A 17567-nucleotide genomic window follows, 5' to 3' on the forward strand; every position below is an offset into this window, starting at 1 on the left:
CCGCCGTCCGTCAGCGCCACGCCGGGACGTTCGTCCATCCCGGGTCACGCTTGTGTCACAGAATATCGACAACGCCCCATTGTTTTCCGGCCCGCGACACGCCCGTCGTTCACGCCCGCGGGAATTCCCTCCGAGAGCCGCCGGCGAACCCCTGGAATTCCGGTGGGAGTTTGTCACGGCGGCGCCGGACCAGACCGGGTGAATCCCCCTCAGGTCCGCCACATTTCCTTCACCTCGCCGGCTCCACGGCCCGCCCCAGCAGATCCCGCGCCGCCCTGATCCGGTCCGTCAGCTCCGGGGGCTCGACCACTTCGAACTCACAACCGAGCATCATGATGTGAATCACCAGGACGTCCAGGCTGACGGCCCCGGTGCGCAGCAGGCAGCTCTGAGCGTCGACCGGTTCCAGGACCCCGTCGCTCGGCCCCACGGTCCGGGCCGCCTCCTGCGCCGACACCTTCAGCCGTACGACCGCCCGGGCCGCGTAGGCCCGCTGCGACACCCCCTGGGAGACGTATGCGGCCAGGTCGGGGGCGGGCGGCTCGCGCGGAGTGAACCGCGGTCCGTGCGGCGCTCTGGGTTCGATCCGGTCCGCCCGGAAGGTCCGCCAGTCCTCCCGCTCCAGGTCCCAGGCGACCAGGTACCAGCGCCGCTCGGTGCACACCAGCCGGTGCGGCTCGACGGTGCGGCGGGTGGCGCTCCCCTCGTGGTCGCGGTAGTCGAAGCGCAGCCGCTCGGCGTCGCGGCACACGGCGGCCAGCTCGGTGAGCACCGACGGGTCGACGGTGGAGCGCTCGGCGCCGCGCAGCATCGGCACGGTGAACTCGTTGAGCGCGGACACCCGGCGCCGCAGCCTCGACGGCAGCACCTGCTCCAGCTTGGACAGGGCCCGTACGGAGGCCTCGCCGATCCCCTCGACCCCGTTCCCGGCGGCCGTCCGCAGCCCGACCGCGACGGCCACGGCCTCGTCGTCGTCCAGCAGGAGGGGTGGGAGCTCGGCCCCGGCCCCCAACTGGTAGCCGCCCCCGGTGCCGGGGCTGGCGTTGACCGGGTACCCCAGCTCCCGCAGCCGGTCCACGTCGCGGCGCACGGTCCGGGGCGTGACCCCGAGCCGGTCGGCGAGGTCCGCCCCCGTCCATTCGCGGTGGGCCTGCAGCAGGGACAGCAGACGGAGCAGTCGCGCGGAGGTCTCGAGCATGGCCGAAGTCTGCCAGCGTGCCCGCGAGCGGCGCAGGAGCGGCGCAGGTCAGCAGATCGGCACCGCGTTGCCGCTGAGCTCGATCAGTGCGCACAGGGTCTTGGTCGAGACCTTCCAGACCCCGTCCTCCAGGACCGCGGTCCCCTCGCTCCCGGACAGGACCGGGAACCCGCCGACCAGCAGGTCGTAGGTGACCCGCGCAGCGGTGGGCGAGGTGAAGACGATGTCCGAGACCTCGGCCGAGGACACGGCCGTGTCGGTGTCGCGCGCGAAGCCGCCGAGCAGCGGCACGAGGAACTCACCGTGCTGCAGCAGCTCGGCCTTCTTGGCGACGGCGACCTTGGAGTCGAAGAACGCGGTCCAGTTCTTCTCGATCTGGGCCTTCGCCGCCGCCGGATCCGCCGGCCCGTCGACGGCCGGGAGCGCCGTGACGGCCGTGGCGGCGACGGGGGCGGCCCCCGCGGACGAGCCGGCCACGACGACGGGAAGCACCGCCAGTGCGGCAGCCGCCGCCATCACTCCGATGCGAGGGTGGTGCCTGCCCAGGTGCATCTGGCTCACCGCCGGTGTCCGAGCGAGCCGTGCGGCTCACTGGTTCCAGGTTGGGCGCCCTCGGCGCGGAGTGCAATCGCTACGCCGCGAGGCTGCCGGAGCGGCGCCGTACATCGGCCCGTTCCGCGTTCACACCGCGGGGAGGGGCGAGGGAGCGTGCCGAGGACCGATCGAGGGACCGGGAGCCGCACCGGCCGGCGCCGACGACACCGCCGGGGCCGCCGGGGCCGATGGGGCCGCCGGGGCCGGCGGGTTCGGCGTGGGTGGCGGCAGCGCCGGGGTCAGCAGCGGTGGCGGCGCCGCCGGGCTCGGCGTGGGGGCCGGGGCAGTCGGGCGCGGCGGGCGGGCCGGCCCGCGCTCCGGGAGGGTCAGCAGGGTGCCCACGACCAGCCCCTCCGGCCGATCCCCGAGCACCGGCCGGTTCGCCTCGTACAAGGCCCGCCAGCCGCCCGGCACCCGGCGCTTCCGCGCGATCGACACCAGGGTGTCCCCGCTCCGCACCACGTGCATCCGCCCGGCCAGCCCGTACCGCTTCGAGCACGTCGGCCAGGCCGCCCAGCCCTGCACGCCCAGCACCTCCTCCGCCACGGTGATCTGCTGGAGGCGGTCGGCCAGGTCGGCGCGCGGCGCGAACACCAGCCCCCCGTACGCCTCCCACGTCCGCTGCCGGAACTGGAGCCCGCCGTAGAAGCCGTTGCCGGTGTCGGCGGCCCACCGTCCACCGCTCTCGCAGTCGGCGACGCAGTCCCAGGGCCACTCCCCGCCCGGCCCGCAGTCTCCCGGCCCGGTACCGATCACCCCCGGCGCGCCGGGCTGCGCCGCCCCGGCCGGCCCGGCCGCGGGCGGCGGCGGGGCCTGGGCCGCCGCCGCGTCGGCGGGGAGTACGAACGCCAGCGCGGCGGCGACGGCTGCGGCGGCCGGGCGGGCCGCGGTCCGCCGGCGGCCGATCCGTGGGTGGGGCATCGCGCCACGCTACGCAGCGCCCCCGGCCCTCCCCGGCCCGGCGCGCCGCACGCGCCGCCGCCCCACCCGGTCGGCCGACCGGCCCCCTCTCCAAACGGCCAATCCCGACCACCAACTGCGCACCATCCGCCAACAGTTGGCACGAAGCGAAGGGCCGGCCGGACGCTTCACTCGTACGGGGGCCCGGTTCGATTCCGTTCCCTCCGATGGCGTGACCCCGGCCGCCGCTCCCCCGTTGAGCCCGGCGAGCCGGGAACCACCCGGCCCCCGAGCCGGGAACCACCCGGCCCCCGCACCTATGCCGAGGAGCCACCCCGTGCCGCGCATGCTCGACGTCAGTGATGAGGTACGTGCCGAGATCGGTGACGAAGAAGCCGACAGGCTGCTCGTCGGCGAGGACGCGCCGCGCAGTTACGACTGCACCTCCTGCCGCACCCCGGGCGACCCCGAGAACGACCGCACCAGCACGGTGCTGTTCGTCGGCGAGGAGACCGCCGTCCTCGCCTTCGCCCACGCCACCTGCATCCCCTCCCAGGTGGTGAAGGTGTCCGAGGAGCAGCTCCAGGGCGCCGTCGCCAGCATCACCGGTGACAGCCCGGCGGCGCCCGCCGGCGACGCCCCGCAGAACGTGCCCGGCGGCCAGGCCGTCCTCGGCATCACCAGCGGGCTGGTCCTGATCGGCGGGGAGCTCCACCCCGCCCTGGTCGTCGAGCCGACCGCGCCGATCGCCCGCCCCGGCAGCGAGGGCCCGGGCGACGACTTCCTCCCGCTCCTCATCGAGCAGGGCTTCATCCCGGTCACGGACACCGCCCAGCTCCCCACCGCCCTGAGCGGCTGGTCGGTCCTGCTCGCCGCCGGGCAGCTGCACGCCGTCCTGCAGCCGGGCCCCGACGGCGGCCGCCCGGTCGCCTGGTGGCAGGCGCACCAGGCGCTGTCGGTCACCGACGGCTGGCGCAACGCCGTCAACAAGACCCAGCGCGTGCTCATCTACGCCGCCCCGGTCGGTTCCATCGGCCAGCAGCCCCGCGAGGACCTGCTGCGCGACGCCCTGGACAAGGCCGCCGCCTCCGGCAAGCTCGTGGCCGCCTCCATGCCCCTGGCCGGTACGCCGGGCGCCTGACCGACGCACCACGGATCGCCGCCGGGAGGACCCGGCGGCGATCTGCGTTTTCCGCCCGCCACCCCGCATCCGCGGGGCGCCCGTTTCGTTGGCTGATACGTGCATCCATACGACTCCTCCCGCGCCCCGTCCCGTACGAGCCCCGTCTCGCACACCCCGATCTACGACGCCCTGTACTCGGAGTACCTGCGCGCCTTCCGGGCGCTGCCGGGCGACCGTACGGGCGAGGAGGACCTCGGATTCACGGCCTTCTCGTACGGGGCCGGGTACGCCGGCGCGAGCTCCTCGTACGACAGCGACTGGAGCGGTTCGGCCTGGCAGCGGGTCGAGGGCTGGGAGCCCACCTACGTGGCGCAGCCGCAGCCCGCGTACTCGTACGCCGGCGGCTCCGGATACGCCGACGGGCGGCAGCGCCACACCGGGATGACGCCCATCCCGGCGGCCCTGCCGCCCGCTCCGCGCCGGGGCTACTGACCCCGGGACGCCGTACCGCCGCCCGCGCTACTTCTTCTTCTTGTACTGGGCGCCGCGCTTCTCGCGCACCCGCACCGAGATGTGGATCGGGGTGCCCTCGAAGCCGAACTCCTCGCGCAGCCGGCGCTCGATGAAGCGCCGGTAGCCGTGCTCGAGGAAGCCGGAGGCGAAGAGGACGAACCGCGGCGGCTTGCTGCCCGCCTGGGTGCCGAACAGGATGCGGGGCTGCTTGCCGCCGCGGACGGGGTGCGGGTGGGCCGCGACGACCTCGCCGAGGAAGGCGTTCAGCCGGCCGGTGGGGACGCGCGTCTCCCAGCCCGCGAGGGCCGTCTCGATCGCCGGGACCAGCTTCTCCATGTGGCGGCCGGTGAGCGCCGAGACGTTCACCCGCGGCGCCCAGGAGACCTGCTGCATCTCGGTCTCGATCTCGCGCTCGAGGTAGTAGCGGCGCTCCTCGTCGAGCTCGTCCCACTTGTTGTAGGCGATCACGATGGCGCGGCCCGCCTCGACGGCCATGGTGATGATGCGCTGGTCCTGGACGCTGATCGACTCGGTGGTGTCGATCAGGATGACCGCCACCTCCGCCTTCTCGACGGCGGCGGCCGTGCGCAGGGAGGCGTAGTAGTCGGCGCCCTGCTGGAGGTGGACCTTCTTGCGGATGCCGGCGGTGTCGACGAACTTCCAGGTGACGCCGCCGAGCTCGATCAGCTCGTCGACCGGGTCGCGGGTGGTGCCGGCCAGCTCGTTGACGACGACACGGTCCTCCTTCGCGACCTTGTTGAGCAGCGAGGACTTGCCCACGTTGGGGCGGCCGATCAGGGCGATGCGGCGCGGGCCGCCGGGGGCGGCGCCGCCGAAGGTCTGCTCGGGGGCTTCCGGCAGGGCTTCGAGCACCGCGTCGAGCATGTCGCCGGTGCCGCGCCCGTGCAGCGAGGAGACCGGGTGCGGCATGCCGAGGCCCAGGGACCACAGGGAGGCCGCGTCGGACTCGCCGCTCTGGCCGTCGACCTTGTTGGCGCACAGCACGACGGGCTTCTTGGCCTTGCGCAGCAGGCGCACCACGGCCTCGTCGGTGTCGGTGGCGCCGACCTTGGCGTCGACGACGAAGACGACCGCGTCGGCGGCCTCGATGGCGTACTCGGCCTGGGCGGCGACGGAGGCGTCGATGCCGAGGACGTCCTGCTCCCAGCCGCCGGTGTCGACGACCTTGAAGCGGCGGCCGGCCCACTCGGCCTCGTAGGTGACGCGGTCGCGGGTGACGCCGGGCTTGTCCTCGACGACGGCCTCGCGGCGGCCGATGATGCGGTTCACCAGGGTCGACTTGCCGACGTTCGGCCGGCCGACGACGGCGAGGACCGGGAGGGGGCCGGCACTGGCCTCCTCGAGGGCACCCTCGACGTCCTCGATGTCGAAGCCCTCTTCCGCGGCGAGCTCCATGAACTCCGCGTACTCGGCATCGCCAAGCGCTCCGTGGTCGTGCTGGTCGTTCATGAAGTCCGTTCCTCGTCGTTCGTGGTGATCGGTGGTCCCCGCGCAGCGCGGTTCCACTACTAGGTCAAGTCTCGCTCAGCGCCCGGTGAGGCGCTTGGCGTCGGCCAGGTGGGCGGTCAGCCGGTCCTGGATGCGTGCGGTGGCCTCGTCCAGCGCGGTGCGGGTACGGCGGCCACTGCCGTCCCCGGCGTCGAAGGCAGAGCCGAAGACGACGTCGACCCGGCTCTTGAGGGCGGGCAGGCCCTTGACGAGCCGGCCCCTGGTGTCGCCGCTGCCGAGCACGGCCACGGGCACGACGGGCGCGCCGCTGCGGACCGCGAAGTAGGCGAGTCCGGCGCGCAGCGAGGCGAAGTCGCCCTGGCCCCGCGTGCCCTCGGGGAAGATGCCGAGGGCGCCGCCCTGGTCGAGCACGCCGAGGGCGCGGCTGATCGCCGTCCGGTCGGTGCCGGAGCGGTCGACCTTGACCTGCCCGATCCCTTCGAGGAAGGGGCCGAGCGGGCCGACGTACGCTTCCTTCTTGATCAGGAAGTGCAGGGGTCGGGGCGCGGTGCCCATGACCATCGGGCCGTCTATGTTGTGCGAGTGGTTCACGGCGAGGATGACGGGGCCGGAGGCGGGCACCTTCCAGGCGCCGAGCACGCGGGGCTTCCAGAGCCCGTACATGAGCCCGATGCCGATGCGCCTGCCGACCGCCGCACCCCGCAGGGAGGGTGCTCGACTCACTTGCGGCCCGCCCGCTTCTCCTCGACCAGGGTCACGACGCACTCGATGACCTGATCGAGCGTGAGCTCGGTGGTGTCCACCTCGACGGCGTCGTCCGCCTTGGCCAGGGGGGAGGTCTTGCGGCCGGAGTCCGCGGCGTCGCGCTTGATCAGCGCCGCCTTGGTGGCCGCGAGGTCGGCGGCCTCCCGGCCGCGGAGCTCACCGCTGCGGCGGGCCGCGCGGGCCTCGGGGGAGGCGGTCAGGAAGATCTTGAGGTCGGCGTCGGGCAGCACCGTGGTGCCGATGTCGCGGCCCTCGACGACGATGCCCTCGGCCTCCGCGGCCGCCTGCGCCGCGATGGAGCGCTGCAGCTCGGTGATCAGGGCGCGCACCTCGGGGACGGCGCTGACGGCGCTGACCTTGGAGGTGACCTCCTGGGTGCGGATGGGCCCGGCGGCGTCCAGTCCGTCCACGGTGATGGTGGGCGCGGCCGGGTCGGTGCCGGAGAGCAGCGAGGGCTTGCCCGCCGCGACGGCGACGGCGTGCGGGTCGTCGGTGTCGACGCCGTTGGTGATCATCCACCAGGTGATGGCCCGGTACTGGGCACCGGTGTCGAGGTAGCGCAGCCCCAGCTTGGCGGCCACGGCCTTGGAGGTGCTGGACTTGCCCGTGCCGGAGGGACCGTCGATGGCGACGATCACGGCTGCCGGAGCTGCGGTTTCCACGGTGCGGGCACCTTCCTGGTTGCGCGTACGTGTCCGGGCGCACGAAAACGCCCCTCCTCCAGGTTACCGGGCCCCGGGAGCCCCCGGCCCCGCCCGTCCGGAGCGGGGCCGGGGGCGGGGGCGGGGGCGGGGCGGCGGGGGCTACTGCTGGCGCAGGGCCCAGCCGCGCTCGCGCAGTTCGGCGGTCAGGCCGGCCGCGGCCCGCGGCTCCACCATCAGCTGCACCAGGCCGGCCTGCTGACCCGTCGCGTGCTCGATCCGCACGTCCTCGATGTTGACCCCGGCCCGCCCCGCGTCCGCGAAGATCCGCGCCAGCTCCCCCGGCTGGTCGGAGATGAGCACCGCGACCGTCTCGTACGGCGTCGGCGCCGCGCCGTGCTTGCCGGGCACCCGCACCCGTCCGGCGTTCCCGCGCCGCAGCACGTCCTCGATCCCGGCGGCGCCGCCCCGGCGCTTCTCCGCGTCCGCCGACTGCAGCCCGCGCAGTGCCTCGACGGTCTCCTCGAGGTCGGCCGCGATCCCGGTCAGGACGTCGGCGACGGGGCCCGGGTTGGCCGACAGGATCTCCACCCACATCCGCGGGTCGGAGGCCGCGATCCTGGTGACGTCCCGTATGCCCTGCCCGCACAGCCGGACGGCCGTCTCGTCGGCCTCCTCCAGCCGCGCGGCGACCATGCTCGACACCAGCTGCGGGGTGTGGGAGACGAGTGCGACGGCCCGGTCGTGGGCGTCCGCGTCCATGACCACGGGCACGGCCCGGCACAGGGACACCAGCTCCAGGGCGAGGTTCAGCACCTCGTGGTCCGTGTCCCGGGTGGGGGTCAGGACCCAGGGGCGGCCCTCGAAGAGGTCCGCGGTGGCGGCGAGCGGACCGGACCGCTCCTTGCCGGCCATCGGGTGCGTGCCGATGTAGTCGGTGACGTCCACCCCGAGCGCCTCCAGCTCCCGGCGCGGTCCGCCCTTGACGCTGGCCACGTCCACGTACGCGCGGGCGGCCCCCCGGCCGATCGCGTCGGCGAGGGTCGCCGCCACGTGGGCCGGGGGCACGGCGACGATCGCGAGGTCGACCCTACCCTCCGGGGGTTCGTCCGTACCCGCCCCGAGGGCTGCCGCGGTGTGCGCCTGCGCCGGGTCGTGGTCGGCGAGGTGGACGGTGATGCCGCGGGCGGTCAGCGCGAGCGCCGCGGAGGTGCCGATCAGTCCGGTTCCGATGACGACGGCGGTTCTCACGGGGCACTCCAGGGTTGCGTTCGGCGGGGTGACGGGCTGTCGACCCAGGGTAGCCAGCCCGGACGCCGCGGGGCCCCGGCGCCCGCCCAGTGGGACGGGGGCCGGGCCCCGCCGGGCCGCCGGGTCAGAGCCGCTGCGCCTTGATGATGTCCTCGAGCGAACCGGACGGGACCACTCCGTCCGGCGTGAGCCGGTCGACCGCCGTCGGCAGCGTCTGCGCGAGCTCGGCCGCGGCCGCGTCGGGGGTGACGCCCGCCTGCTCGGCGACGTGCCGCAGCGTTCCGTCCGGCAGCGCCTCCTTGACCTGGTCGGCGCTGACCGGCTGGTTCGCGCCGGTGCCGACCCAGGACTGCGCCTGGTCGACCAGGCCGGACTTGGTGAGCATCTCCAGCAGGCTGCCGAGCGGGTTGTTCACGACGCCGCCGGCCGCCTGCGCACCACCCGCGCCGCCGCCCGTGAGGGCCCCGAGCAGCGAGCCGAGGACGTTGCCGCCGGCGCCACCGCCGCCGCCCCGTCCGCCGGCCTGCCCGCCGCCGAGGAGGCCGCCGAGAAGGGAACCGAGGTCGTTACCCGCCATGGTCCTGCCTTTCGCAGAGGGGCCGGGCCGCACGCACGCGGCGGACCCGGCTTCGGGACAGGGCCAATGTCACCCGGGCGGGGCGTGCCCGCCACTTGGCGCACGCACCCGCGGCGGGCTGCGGTAGAACGATCGGCATGATCTTCCACCTCGTTCCGCTCGCCGACTGGACCGCCGCACCCGACCGGCCCTACGCACCGCCCTCCCTGCACTCGGAGGGCTTCGTCCACTGTTCGGCGGACGTGCCCACGGCGCTGGAGGTCGCCGACGCGCGCTACCAGTCGGTACGGGGGACTCTGCTCGCGGTGGAGCTCGACGAAGGCGCCCTGACCGCCGAGGTCCGCCGAGAGGGTGCATCCGGCGGCCGCTACCCGCACGTCCACGGCCCGTTGAACCGGGAAGCCGTGACCCGCGTGTGGGAAGTACGACGCACACCCGGCGCTCCGGCCTCACTGGCCCCTTGGGAGCCGGGCCCCTGAAACGGCGCGGCGGGCTTCTCCCGAGGTCCGCCGCAGGCCAGGATGCACTCGCCGATCCGGCCACGAAGCGAGGAGAAACCATGAGCGACCCCACGCGCACCGCCCGGCGTACGGTACTGACGGCCGGTGCGGCCGCCTTGGCAGGAGGCGCGCTCGCCGCGTGCGGCGGGGAGCAGACGCCCGCGAGCGGGTCGGCCTCCGCGCCGGCCGCGTCCCAGCCGGTCTCGTCCCCGCAGCCGGCGGGGGCCGCCAAGGTCATCGCCAAGACGTCCGAGGTACCGGTGGGCGGCGGCAAGATCCTCAAGGAGGAGAAGCTGGTGATCACCCAGCCCACCGCCGGGACCTTCCGCTGCTTCTCGGCGGTCTGCCCCCATCAGGGCTGCCTGGTGAACAAGGTGGCGGACAACACCATCGTCTGCCCCTGCCACATGAGCACCTTCGAGGCCGCGGACGGAGCGGTGACCAAGGGTCCGGCCACCCGCCCGCTTCCGGAGACGAAGATCACGGTGGCGGCGGACGGCGGCATCTCGCTCGCCTAGCGGCCGGGCCGGTGTCTAGGCTCACCGGATGGACGAACTGACGCTGGTACGGGACCACACGGTGTACCAGTGCGTGATGGGCTCCCGGGCCTTCGGGCTGGCGACCGAGGCGAGCGACACCGACCGGCGCGGTGTCTACCTCGCCCCGGCGCCGCTGTTCTGGCGGTTCGACAAGCCCCCCACGCACGTGGAGGGCCCGCGGGAGGAGGAGTTCTCCTGGGAGCTGGAGCGCTTCTGCGAGCTGGCCCTGCGCGCCAACCCGAACATCCTGGAGTGCCTCCACTCCCCCCTGGTCGAGCGGATCACCCCGGTCGGCGAGGAACTCCTCTCCCTGCGCGAGGCGTTCCTCTCCCGCCGGGCCCACACCAGCTTCAGCCGGTATGCGGCCTCCCAGCACGGCAAGCTCCTCGCGGACGTCCGCATCCACGGAGCCCCGCGCTGGAAGCACGCCATGCACCTGCTGCGCCTGCTCCTGTCCTGCCGCGACCTCCTGCGCACGGGCCGCCTGACGCTCGACGCGGGGCCCCACCGCGACCGCCTCCTGGCGGTCCGCCGCGGCGAGCTCACGTGGGCGGAGGTCGACGCGTGGATGTCCCGCCTCACCTGCGAGACGGACGCGGCCCTGAGCGCGACCCGCCTCCCCGAGCACCCCGACCGCGCCCGCGTCGAGGACTTCCTCCTGCGCACCCGCCGCGCGTCGGTGGGCTGACCCCGCGACCGGCCGCGGGGTCGGCCGCGGGTCAGGCGTCCCAGAGCGCGCCGAACGCCCGCAGCTCGTCGCGGTGCTCGATGCGGTCCTCCCAGTCGCGGGGCCAGGCGTCCGCCCCGAGGTGGGCGCCCGCGAAGGCGCCGGCCAGGCACGCCAGGGAGTCGGAGTCGCCCTGGGTGCAGGCGGCGCGGCGCAGGGCCAGGAGGGGTTCGTCGGGGAAGAGGAGGAAGCACTGCAGGGCGGTGGCGAGGGCCTCCTCCGCGATCCAGCCCTCGCCCGTGGTCAGGCAGGGATCGGTCTCCGGGGACGGGGAGCGCAGGGCGGCCGCGAGCCGGTCGAGCACCTCCAGGCACTCGTCCCAGCCGCGCGCGATGAAGGACTCCGCCGTGGGGTCGGAGGCGGTCCGCTTCCAGAGGTCGCCGAGCCAGCGCTCGTGGTAGCGGGTGCGGTTCTCCAGGGCGTACGAGCGCAACCGCCCGACCAGGCCGGTCACCTCGGTGCCGGAGGCCAGCAGGTGCACCGCCCGCGCGGTCAGGTCGGACGCGGCGAGCGCCGTCGGGTGGCCGTGGGTGAGGGCGGACTGGAGCTGGGCCGCGCCGGCCCGCTCCTCCTCGGTCCAGCCCGGCACCAGCCCGACGGGGACCACCCGCATGTTCGCCCCGCAGCCCTTGGAGCCGGTCTGGCTGGCGTCGCGCCAGTCGCGGTCGGGGTGGTCCAACAGGTCACAGGCCGTCAGGCAGGTGTTGCCCGGGGCGCGGTTGTTGTCCGGGGAGTGGTACCAGGCGACGTATTCCTCCCGGACCGGCCCCACGAGCGCCTGCGGGTCGAGCGGCCCCCGCTCCCCGGCCGTCCGGATGCCCCGCGCCAGCGCCAGCGTCATCTGGGTGTCGTCCGTGATGAGCGCCGGCCGGGGCAGTTCCATCCGGCGCCACGGGCCGCTCTTGGCGAGGATCGCCGGCACGTCGTTGAACTCGGTGGGGAAGCCCAGGGCGTCCCCCAGGGCGAGGCCGATCATCGCGCCGGTCGCGGCTCGCTTCGTCATCGGGTGGGTCCTTCCGGTCGGAGCAGAGGGGGATGCAGGGCGGTCGCCGGGCCGGCCCGGTAGAGGGCGGCAGGTTTGCCGCGGCCTCCGGTCAGCCGGGCGGCTCCCGGCACGGCTTCGACGAAACCGGGTGTCGCCAGGACCTTGCGGCGGAAGTTGGGGCGGTCCAGCGAGGTGTCCCAGACCGTCTCGTAGACGGCCTGGAGCTCGCCGAGGGTGAACTCGGGCGGGCAGAAGGCGGTGGCCAGGCAGGTGTACTCGAGCTTCGAGCCGACCCGCTCCCGCGCGTCCGCGAGGATCACGGCGTGGTCGAAGGCGAGCGGTGAGGCCCGGGCCTCTTCGCCGCCTCCGGCCGGGAGCAGGCCGACCTCGGCCACGGGCACCCAGCGCGCGTGCGCCGCGTCCCCGCCGCCCTCCGCCGCCGGTTCCGGCAGGTCGGCGACCAGCGCCGTGAAGGCCACCGACACCACCCGCATCCGGGGGTCCCGGTCCGGTTCGCTGTAGGTGCGCAGCTGCTCGAGGTGCAGGGCCGCCACCACGTCGTCCGCCAGGCCGGTCTCCTCGGCCAGCTCGCGCCGGGCGGCCGTCTCGGCGGACTCCCGGGGGGTGACGAAACCGCCGGGGAGTGCCCAGTGCCCTTCGTACGGCTCCTGCCCGCGTCGGATGAGCAGGACGTGCAGCAGCCCGGTGCGCACGGTGAAGACGGCGAGGTCGACGGTCACCGCGAACGGCACGAAGGCGGAGGGGTCGTAGCCGGCGGGCGGGGCCGCGCTCATCGGGTCTCCGGCAGCGGGTCGGCGAAGTGCCAGCCCTCGGCGAGCAGTTCGTCCACCGCCGCCACCGCGGCCGCCAGCCGTTCCTCGCGGTCGCCCCGTACGACGAGGAAGCGCCTGCCGGTGCGTCGCAGTTCCTCGCGGAACCGCCCGGTCATCCAGGGCCGCAGGTGCGGGCCGTCGCGCAGTCCGTCGTCCTCGAAGGGGACGTCCGCGTCGTCCGTCAGCAGGTACAGGTCGCGGCGGGTGAGGGAGGCGGTCTTCTCGACCTCCTCGTTGCGCCCGCCGATGTACCGCTCGTGCCAGATGCCGGTCGCGAAGGAGTCGGTGTCGCAGAAGAGGACCGGTGAACCCAGCCGGGCCGCCGCCTCCTCCCGCGCGTCCTGTCGCCGCGCGATGACCGGGAACTCCTCCGTGGTGAAGGTGATGTCCGCCCAGGTGGCCGCCGGGTCGGCGGCGCGCGCCGCCGCGAGCTTCTCCTCGCTGTAGCGGCGCCCGTACTCCTCGACCCAGCCCGTTGCGGCCCAGACCCCGCCGCGGCGGCGGTAGTGCTCGGCCAGCGCCCGCGAGAGGGTCGTCGTGCCGGTGGACTCGGCGCCGAGCACGACGACCCGGCGGGTCAGGGCGGCCCGCACGGCGGGGCCGAGGTGCTCCCAGGCGCCCACCGGGTCGGCCCGCACCGCAGTCCCGGAGACCGGGAACAGCGTCCGTGCCGGATCCACGCAGACCTCCTCGGCGCCGAACCGCCGCGCGAGTTCGGTGCCGTACGCCTCCGAGGTGAAGACGGCGTCGACGGGAGCGGCGACCGCCTCCCGGAAGAGCGCCATGTGGGCCTCCCAGACCGCGGGGTCCGTCAGGTCGACCGGGATGTCGTCGACGGCGCCGACCACGTCCGCCCCGGGGTGCTCCTCGCGCATCCAGGCGACCCGGTCGGCGAGCGGCACCGACTCCACGGAGGACGCGCAGACCAGGACGGTCAGCCGGTCGCAGCGGTCCTGCGCCGTGCGCACCAGGTGGTGGTGCCCGGCGTGCGGGGGATAGAACTTGCCCAGCACCAGCCCGTGTCCGTAGCGCCTCATGCCGTCGCCCCCAGGGTGCGAGGGGTGCCCGCGGCGGGGAGCGTGCGGCGCCAGCCGACCAGTCCGGCCACGCAGAGCGCGAGGAAGCCGACGTAGAGGGCGGCGGTCAGGTAGAGGCCCTTGGAGGCGTAGAGCGGGATGTACACCAGATCGGCGGCGATCCACAGCCACCAGGACTCGATCAGTTTGCGGCACTGGCCGTAGGTGGCGGCGAGCGAGAGCCCGGTCGTCAGCGCGTCCCAGAACGGGACGGTGGAGTCGGTGGCGCGGCTCAGCAGCAGGGTGAGGGCCAGCACCCCCACCGCCCCCGCCGCGGCCAGCCAGACCCATTCGGTGCGCGTGGTGCGGCGCACCGGCAGGGCCTCGGCGGTTCCAGGTCCACCCCCGTGGGTCCAGGACCACCAGCCGTACGCGGCGAGGGCGATGAAGACGATCTGCAGTCCGGCGTCGGCGTACAGGCCGGCCTGGGTGAAGAGCACGATGAAGAAGACGTTGTTGGCGATGCCGATCGGCCAGTTGGCGATGTGCTGGCGGGCCACGAGCCACACGCACAGGGCACCAGTGGCGAATCCGAGTACCTCGGTCCAGCTCATGACGAGCCCCCCACTCCCTTTAATAGTCATGTTGACTATAAACAGTCGGGGGGTGTCGGGGCAAGCGAAAAGCCCGCGGCGCCGGAAGGCACCGCGGGCTCTCGAGCCCGTGTCGGGCTGCTACAGACCGACCTCGCGCATCAGCATGCCGACCTCGGTGTTGGTCAGGCGGCGCAGCCACCCGGACTTCTGGTCGCCGAGCTCGATCGGCCCGAAGGACGTCCGGACGAGCTTCTCGACCGGGAAACCGGCCTCGGCCATCATGCGGCGGACGATGTGCTTGCGGCCCTCGTGGAGGGTCACCTCGACCAGGTAGTTCTTGCCGACCTGGTCGACGACGCGGAAGTGGTCGGCGCGGGCGTACCCGTCCTCCAGCTCGATGCCGTCCTTGAGCCGCTTGCCGATCTCGCGCGGGAGCGGACCGGTGATCGCGGCGACGTACGTCTTCTTCACGCCGTACTTCGGGTGCGTGAGGCGGTGGGCCAGCTCGCCGTGGTTGGTGAGCAGGATGATGCCCTCGGTCTCGGTGTCGAGCCGGCCGACGTGGAAGAGGCGCGTCTCCCGGTTGGTGACGTAGTCGCCCAGGCACTGGCGGCCGTCCGGGTCCTCCATGGTGGAGACGACGCCGGCGGGCTTGTTCAGCGCGAAGAACAGGTACGACTGGGTGGCGACCGTCAGGCCGTCCACCTTGATCTCGTCCTTCGGCAGGACGCGCTTGCCCTGCTCGAGCACGATCTCGCCGTTGACCTCGACACGGGCCTGCTCGATGAGCTCCTCGCAGGCGCGGCGCGAACCCATGCCGGCGCGGGCGAGCACCTTCTGCAGACGCTCACCCTCCTCCTCGGCCCCCGGGAAGGTCTTGGGGGTCTTGATCACGGGCTTGTCGGCGTACCGGTCGCGCACGCGCTCCTCGATCCGCGCGTCCAGCTCGCGCGGCCGGGACTGGCCGCTGCGGCTGCCGGGGCCGCGGCGCGGGCCGCCGGCCCCGCCGATGCCGGGGGTCCTGGCGGTCTTGGGGCCGCCCTTGGCCCCACCACGCGCGGCGGCGCCACGGGCACCCGAGCCGCCCCGGGCGCCGTCGGCCGCGCCGCGGGCACCGCCACCGCCGGCCTTGGCTCCACCGCGGCCGTTGCGCTCGCCCTCGGGGCCCACGTCGTAGCGGCGCTCCTCGGGGCGGGGGTTGCGGGGGCGCTGGGGGGCCTGGTCGCGGTCGCGGTCGCGGGGGCCGGAACCGCCGCCCTGGTAGCCACCGCCGGAGGAGCTGCCGCCGCGGTAGCCACCGCCGCCGGAGGAACCGCCCTGGTAGCCGCCGCCGGAAGAGCCGCCGCGGGAGCCGCCTCCACCGGAGGAGCTGCCGCCGCGGTAGCCACCGCCGCTGGAAGAGCCGCCTCCGCGGGAGCCGCCTCCACCGGAGGAACCGCCCTGGTAGCCGCCGCCGGAAGAGCCGCCGCGGGAGCCGCCTCCACCGGAGGAGCTGCCGCCGCGGTAGCCACCGCCGCCGGAGGAGCTGCCGCCGCGGGAGCCACCGCGTCCGCCACCACCGCCGCCGCCGCTGTTCCTGTTGCCGCCGCCGTTGCCGTTGCTTCGCATCAAATGTCCGTCGTCTTGTCGTCGTCTACATCGGTGTCCGGTGCGTCCGGATCGAACGACGGCACACCTTCTTGCGTCTCGGCTTCGATCGCGTCCGCCTCGGGGAGGAAGGGCGCGAGCTCCGGGAGCTCGTCCAGGCCGCGCAGGCCCATCCGCTCCAAAAAGTGGTTCGTCGTCCTGTACAGGATCGCACCTGTTTCGGGTTCCGTCCCCGCCTCCTCCACCAGACCCCGCTGCAGGAGGGTCCGCATGACCCCGTCGCAGTTGACTCCGCGCACCGCCGACACCCGGGAACGGCTGACCGGCTGGCGGTAGGCGACGACCGCCAGCGTCTCCAGCGCCGCCTGGGTGAGGCGGGCCTGCTGGCCGTCCAGGACGAAGCCCTCGACGGCCGGGGCGAACTCCGCCCTGGTGTAGAACCGCCACCCGCCCGCCACCGGGCGCAGCTCGAAGCCGCGCCCCTGGCGGGCGTACTCGTCGGCGAGCTCGCGCAGCGCCTGGGCGACCTCCCGCGGGGTGCGCTCCAGCACCTTGGCGAGGTGCGCCTCCGTCGCGGGCTCGTCCACGACCATGAGTACGGCCTCCAGCGCCGGCCTCAGCGCCAGCGCGGCCACGTCACTGCTCATTCCCCGGCCTCCACGATCTGGTCGAACTCGTCGGTCACGGTCGGCATGCCGTCGCCGTCCCCGCCGCTCCACCGCACGGTCAGGGCCTTAAGGGCCTCCTCCTGGTCCAGGACCACCGCCTTCTCGCGGTAGAGCTCCAGGAGGGCCAGGAACCGGGCGACGACGGTGAGGGTGTCCCCGGCGTCCTCGGTGAGCTCCTGGAAGGTGGCCTCGCCGCGCGCCTTCAGCATCCGCACGACCAGGGCCGCCTGCTCCCGCACGCTGACCAGCGGGGCGTGGATGTGGTCCACGTACACCTGGGGCTTGGCCTTGGGCTGCATGGCCTTCGCGGCGAGGCGGGCGAAGCCCTCGGGGCCGATGGTGATGACGACCTCGGGCAGCAGGTCGGCGTGGTGCGGCTCCAGGCCGACGGTGCGGGGGTAGCGGCGGCCCTCCGCCTCCGCGCGGTCCTCGAAGATCGTGGCGATCCGTTTGTACGCCCGGTACTGCAGGAGGCGGGCGAACAGCAGGTCCCGCGCCTCCAGCAGGGCGAGGTCGGCCTCGTCCTCGATCTCGGCGGCGGGCAGCAGCCGGGCCGCCTTCAGGTCCAGCAGGGTGGCGGCGACGACGAGGAACTCGGTGGTCTGGTCGAGGTCCCCCTCGGGGCCCATGGCCCGGATGTGGGCCATGAACTCGTCGGTGACCTTGGACAGCGCGACCTCGGTCACGTCGAGCTTGTGCCGCGAGATCAGCTGGAGCAGCAGGTCGAAGGGGCCCTCGAAGTTGGCGAGCCGCAGCGTGAACCGCCCGTCGCCGCCGGCGGGGCCGCCGCTTCCGGACCCGCCCCCGGCCGCCCTGCCTTCGGTGGCGCCGCCGTGCCCGCCGCCCGCGGCCGGCACGGCGCCGACGGTTACGGGAGCGCCTTCCGGCGCGGCGAGGGTGTCTTCGCGGCCCTGGGCGGGGGTGTCAGCGGACGCGAGGGGGCCCGGGGCGGCTTCGCCGGGTCCGGGTGGCCCGGGGCGCTCAGCGGGCGCCTGGGGGGCCTGCGCCGGCGTGCCGGGGCCTCGTCCCAGCTGGCGGCGGGCGGGTCGGCCGGGTTCGGCGGCAAGGGGCATCGCGGTCCATG

General features: G+C 74.3%; 20 protein-coding genes. 5 read left to right on the forward strand and 15 right to left on the reverse strand.

Annotated features, from left to right (window positions below):
* Positions 1-229 precede the first annotated feature (229 nt).
* The 3 genes from AC07FY_RS26245 to AC07FY_RS26255 form a co-directional block, all read right to left on the reverse strand.
* Positions 230-1198 carry a helix-turn-helix transcriptional regulator gene (locus AC07FY_RS26245; protein WP_479010601.1) on the reverse strand — a complete coding sequence of 323 codons (969 nt, stop codon included), beginning with the start codon at positions 1196-1198 and terminating at the stop codon, positions 230-232.
* A 48-nt stretch (positions 1199-1246) separates the two neighbouring features.
* On the reverse strand, positions 1247-1750 hold the full coding sequence (locus tag AC07FY_RS26250; protein WP_479010713.1) for an MTB12 C-terminal domain-containing protein: 504 nt from the start codon (positions 1748-1750) through the stop codon (positions 1247-1249).
* Positions 1751-1879: 129 nt separating this feature from the next.
* Complete coding sequence (locus AC07FY_RS26255; protein WP_479010604.1) at positions 1880-2713, reverse strand: transglycosylase family protein; 834 nt, start codon at positions 2711-2713, stop codon at positions 1880-1882.
* Positions 2714-3029: 316 nt separating this feature from the next.
* Between AC07FY_RS26255 and AC07FY_RS26260 the strand changes: the two genes are divergently transcribed.
* Complete coding sequence (locus AC07FY_RS26260; protein ID WP_479010607.1) at positions 3030-3833, forward strand: hypothetical protein; 804 nt, start codon at positions 3030-3032, stop codon at positions 3831-3833.
* 99 nt (positions 3834-3932) lie between these two features.
* Positions 3933-4307, forward strand: a complete 375-nt coding sequence (locus AC07FY_RS26265; RefSeq protein ID WP_479010610.1) for a hypothetical protein — start codon at positions 3933-3935, stop codon at positions 4305-4307.
* Between the two features lie 27 nt (positions 4308-4334).
* Here AC07FY_RS26265 and der read toward each other — a convergent pair whose 3' ends face one another.
* The 5 genes from der to AC07FY_RS26290 all read right to left on the reverse strand — a co-directional run bounded on the left by der (position 4335) and on the right by AC07FY_RS26290 (position 9032).
* Positions 4335-5798 (reverse strand): ribosome biogenesis GTPase Der, encoded by a 1464-nt coding sequence (der, locus tag AC07FY_RS26270; RefSeq protein ID WP_479010613.1) that lies wholly within the window; start codon positions 5796-5798, stop codon positions 4335-4337.
* A 75-nt stretch (positions 5799-5873) separates the two neighbouring features.
* Positions 5874-6563, reverse strand: a complete 690-nt coding sequence (locus AC07FY_RS26275) for a lysophospholipid acyltransferase family protein (RefSeq protein WP_479010616.1) — start codon at positions 6561-6563, stop codon at positions 5874-5876.
* Positions 6518-7225 carry a (d)CMP kinase gene (cmk, locus tag AC07FY_RS26280; protein WP_479010619.1) on the reverse strand — a complete coding sequence of 236 codons (708 nt, stop codon included), beginning with the start codon at positions 7223-7225 and terminating at the stop codon, positions 6518-6520. Before cmk ends, AC07FY_RS26275 begins: the two co-directional genes overlap by 46 nt.
* A gap of 141 nt (positions 7226-7366) precedes the next feature.
* Positions 7367-8455: a prephenate dehydrogenase gene (locus AC07FY_RS26285; RefSeq protein WP_479010622.1), complete on the reverse strand. Its 1089-nt coding sequence runs from the start codon at positions 8453-8455 to the stop codon at positions 7367-7369.
* A 124-nt stretch (positions 8456-8579) separates the two neighbouring features.
* Positions 8580-9032 carry a YidB family protein gene (locus AC07FY_RS26290; RefSeq protein ID WP_479010624.1) on the reverse strand — a complete coding sequence of 151 codons (453 nt, stop codon included), beginning with the start codon at positions 9030-9032 and terminating at the stop codon, positions 8580-8582.
* Positions 9033-9169: 137 nt separating this feature from the next.
* Between AC07FY_RS26290 and AC07FY_RS26295 the strand changes: the two genes are divergently transcribed.
* The 3 genes from AC07FY_RS26295 (at position 9170) to AC07FY_RS26305 (ending at position 10759) form a co-directional block, all read left to right on the forward strand.
* Positions 9170-9511 carry a DUF952 domain-containing protein gene (locus AC07FY_RS26295; protein WP_479010627.1) on the forward strand — a complete coding sequence of 114 codons (342 nt, stop codon included), beginning with the start codon at positions 9170-9172 and terminating at the stop codon, positions 9509-9511.
* A gap of 80 nt (positions 9512-9591) precedes the next feature.
* Positions 9592-10050 (forward strand): Rieske (2Fe-2S) protein, encoded by a 459-nt coding sequence (locus AC07FY_RS26300; RefSeq protein ID WP_479010630.1) that lies wholly within the window; start codon positions 9592-9594, stop codon positions 10048-10050.
* A 28-nt stretch (positions 10051-10078) separates the two neighbouring features.
* The gene (locus AC07FY_RS26305; protein WP_479010632.1) at positions 10079-10759 is read left to right on the forward strand and encodes a nucleotidyltransferase domain-containing protein; all 681 of its coding nucleotides are present in this window, start codon (positions 10079-10081) and stop codon (positions 10757-10759) included.
* Between the two features lie 31 nt (positions 10760-10790).
* On the opposite strand, the gene AC07FY_RS26310 is transcribed toward AC07FY_RS26305, so the two are convergent.
* From AC07FY_RS26310 to AC07FY_RS26340, 7 genes are all read right to left on the reverse strand, one after another.
* Positions 10791-11801, reverse strand: coding sequence for an ADP-ribosylglycohydrolase family protein (locus AC07FY_RS26310; protein WP_479010635.1), 1011 nt, complete (start codon positions 11799-11801; stop codon positions 10791-10793).
* On the reverse strand, positions 11798-12577 hold the full coding sequence (locus AC07FY_RS26315) for an NUDIX hydrolase (RefSeq protein WP_479010638.1): 780 nt from the start codon (positions 12575-12577) through the stop codon (positions 11798-11800). The genes AC07FY_RS26310 and AC07FY_RS26315 overlap by 4 nt, the downstream gene beginning before the upstream one ends.
* The gene (locus tag AC07FY_RS26320) at positions 12574-13653 is read right to left on the reverse strand and encodes an AAA family ATPase (protein WP_479010640.1); all 1080 of its coding nucleotides are present in this window, start codon (positions 13651-13653) and stop codon (positions 12574-12576) included. Before AC07FY_RS26320 ends, AC07FY_RS26315 begins: the two co-directional genes overlap by 4 nt.
* Complete coding sequence (gene pnuC / locus AC07FY_RS26325; RefSeq protein ID WP_479010643.1) at positions 13650-14276, reverse strand: nicotinamide riboside transporter PnuC; 627 nt, start codon at positions 14274-14276, stop codon at positions 13650-13652. Before pnuC ends, AC07FY_RS26320 begins: the two co-directional genes overlap by 4 nt.
* Before the next feature lie 90 nt (positions 14277-14366).
* Positions 14367-15836, reverse strand: a complete 1470-nt coding sequence (locus AC07FY_RS26330; protein ID WP_479010645.1) for a pseudouridine synthase — start codon at positions 15834-15836, stop codon at positions 14367-14369.
* Entirely contained in the window at positions 15836-16462 is a 627-nt protein-coding gene (gene scpB / locus AC07FY_RS26335) for an SMC-Scp complex subunit ScpB (protein WP_479010648.1), read from the reverse strand. The genes AC07FY_RS26330 and scpB overlap by 1 nt, the downstream gene beginning before the upstream one ends.
* Complete coding sequence (locus tag AC07FY_RS26340; RefSeq protein ID WP_479010650.1) at positions 16459-17556, reverse strand: segregation and condensation protein A; 1098 nt, start codon at positions 17554-17556, stop codon at positions 16459-16461. The genes scpB and AC07FY_RS26340 overlap by 4 nt, the downstream gene beginning before the upstream one ends.
* Positions 17557-17567 lie beyond the last annotated feature (11 nt).

The sequence above is a fragment of the Streptomyces sp. NPDC045967 genome (assembly GCF_056430495.1).

Excerpts from the sequence above, each read along its gene's own strand:
- scpB (WP_479010648.1), bottom strand. The coding sequence starts at position 16,462 with ATGAGCAGTGACGTGGCCGCGCTGGCGCTGAGGCCGGCGCTGGAGGCC.
- AC07FY_RS26330 (WP_479010645.1), bottom strand. The coding sequence starts at position 15,836 with ATGCGAAGCAACGGCAACGGCGGCGGCAACAGGAACAGCGGCGGCGGC.
- AC07FY_RS26315 (WP_479010638.1), bottom strand. The coding sequence starts at position 12,577 with ATGAGCGCGGCCCCGCCCGCCGGCTACGACCCCTCCGCCTTCGTGCCG.
- AC07FY_RS26255 (WP_479010604.1), bottom strand. The coding sequence starts at position 2,713 with ATGCCCCACCCACGGATCGGCCGCCGGCGGACCGCGGCCCGCCCGGCC.
- der (WP_479010613.1), bottom strand. The coding sequence starts at position 5,798 with ATGAACGACCAGCACGACCACGGAGCGCTTGGCGATGCCGAGTACGCG.
- AC07FY_RS26300 (WP_479010630.1), top strand. The coding sequence starts at position 9,592 with ATGAGCGACCCCACGCGCACCGCCCGGCGTACGGTACTGACGGCCGGT.
- AC07FY_RS26245 (WP_479010601.1), bottom strand. The coding sequence starts at position 1,198 with ATGCTCGAGACCTCCGCGCGACTGCTCCGTCTGCTGTCCCTGCTGCAG.
- AC07FY_RS26310 (WP_479010635.1), bottom strand. The coding sequence starts at position 11,801 with ATGACGAAGCGAGCCGCGACCGGCGCGATGATCGGCCTCGCCCTGGGG.
- pnuC (WP_479010643.1), bottom strand. The coding sequence starts at position 14,276 with ATGACTATTAAAGGGAGTGGGGGGCTCGTCATGAGCTGGACCGAGGTA.
- AC07FY_RS26290 (WP_479010624.1), bottom strand. The coding sequence starts at position 9,032 with ATGGCGGGTAACGACCTCGGTTCCCTTCTCGGCGGCCTCCTCGGCGGC.
- AC07FY_RS26250 (WP_479010713.1), bottom strand. The coding sequence starts at position 1,750 with ATGCACCTGGGCAGGCACCACCCTCGCATCGGAGTGATGGCGGCGGCT.
- AC07FY_RS26305 (WP_479010632.1), top strand. The coding sequence starts at position 10,079 with ATGGACGAACTGACGCTGGTACGGGACCACACGGTGTACCAGTGCGTG.
- AC07FY_RS26340 (WP_479010650.1), bottom strand. The coding sequence starts at position 17,556 with ATGCCCCTTGCCGCCGAACCCGGCCGACCCGCCCGCCGCCAGCTGGGA.
- AC07FY_RS26295 (WP_479010627.1), top strand. The coding sequence starts at position 9,170 with ATGATCTTCCACCTCGTTCCGCTCGCCGACTGGACCGCCGCACCCGAC.
- AC07FY_RS26320 (WP_479010640.1), bottom strand. The coding sequence starts at position 13,653 with ATGAGGCGCTACGGACACGGGCTGGTGCTGGGCAAGTTCTATCCCCCG.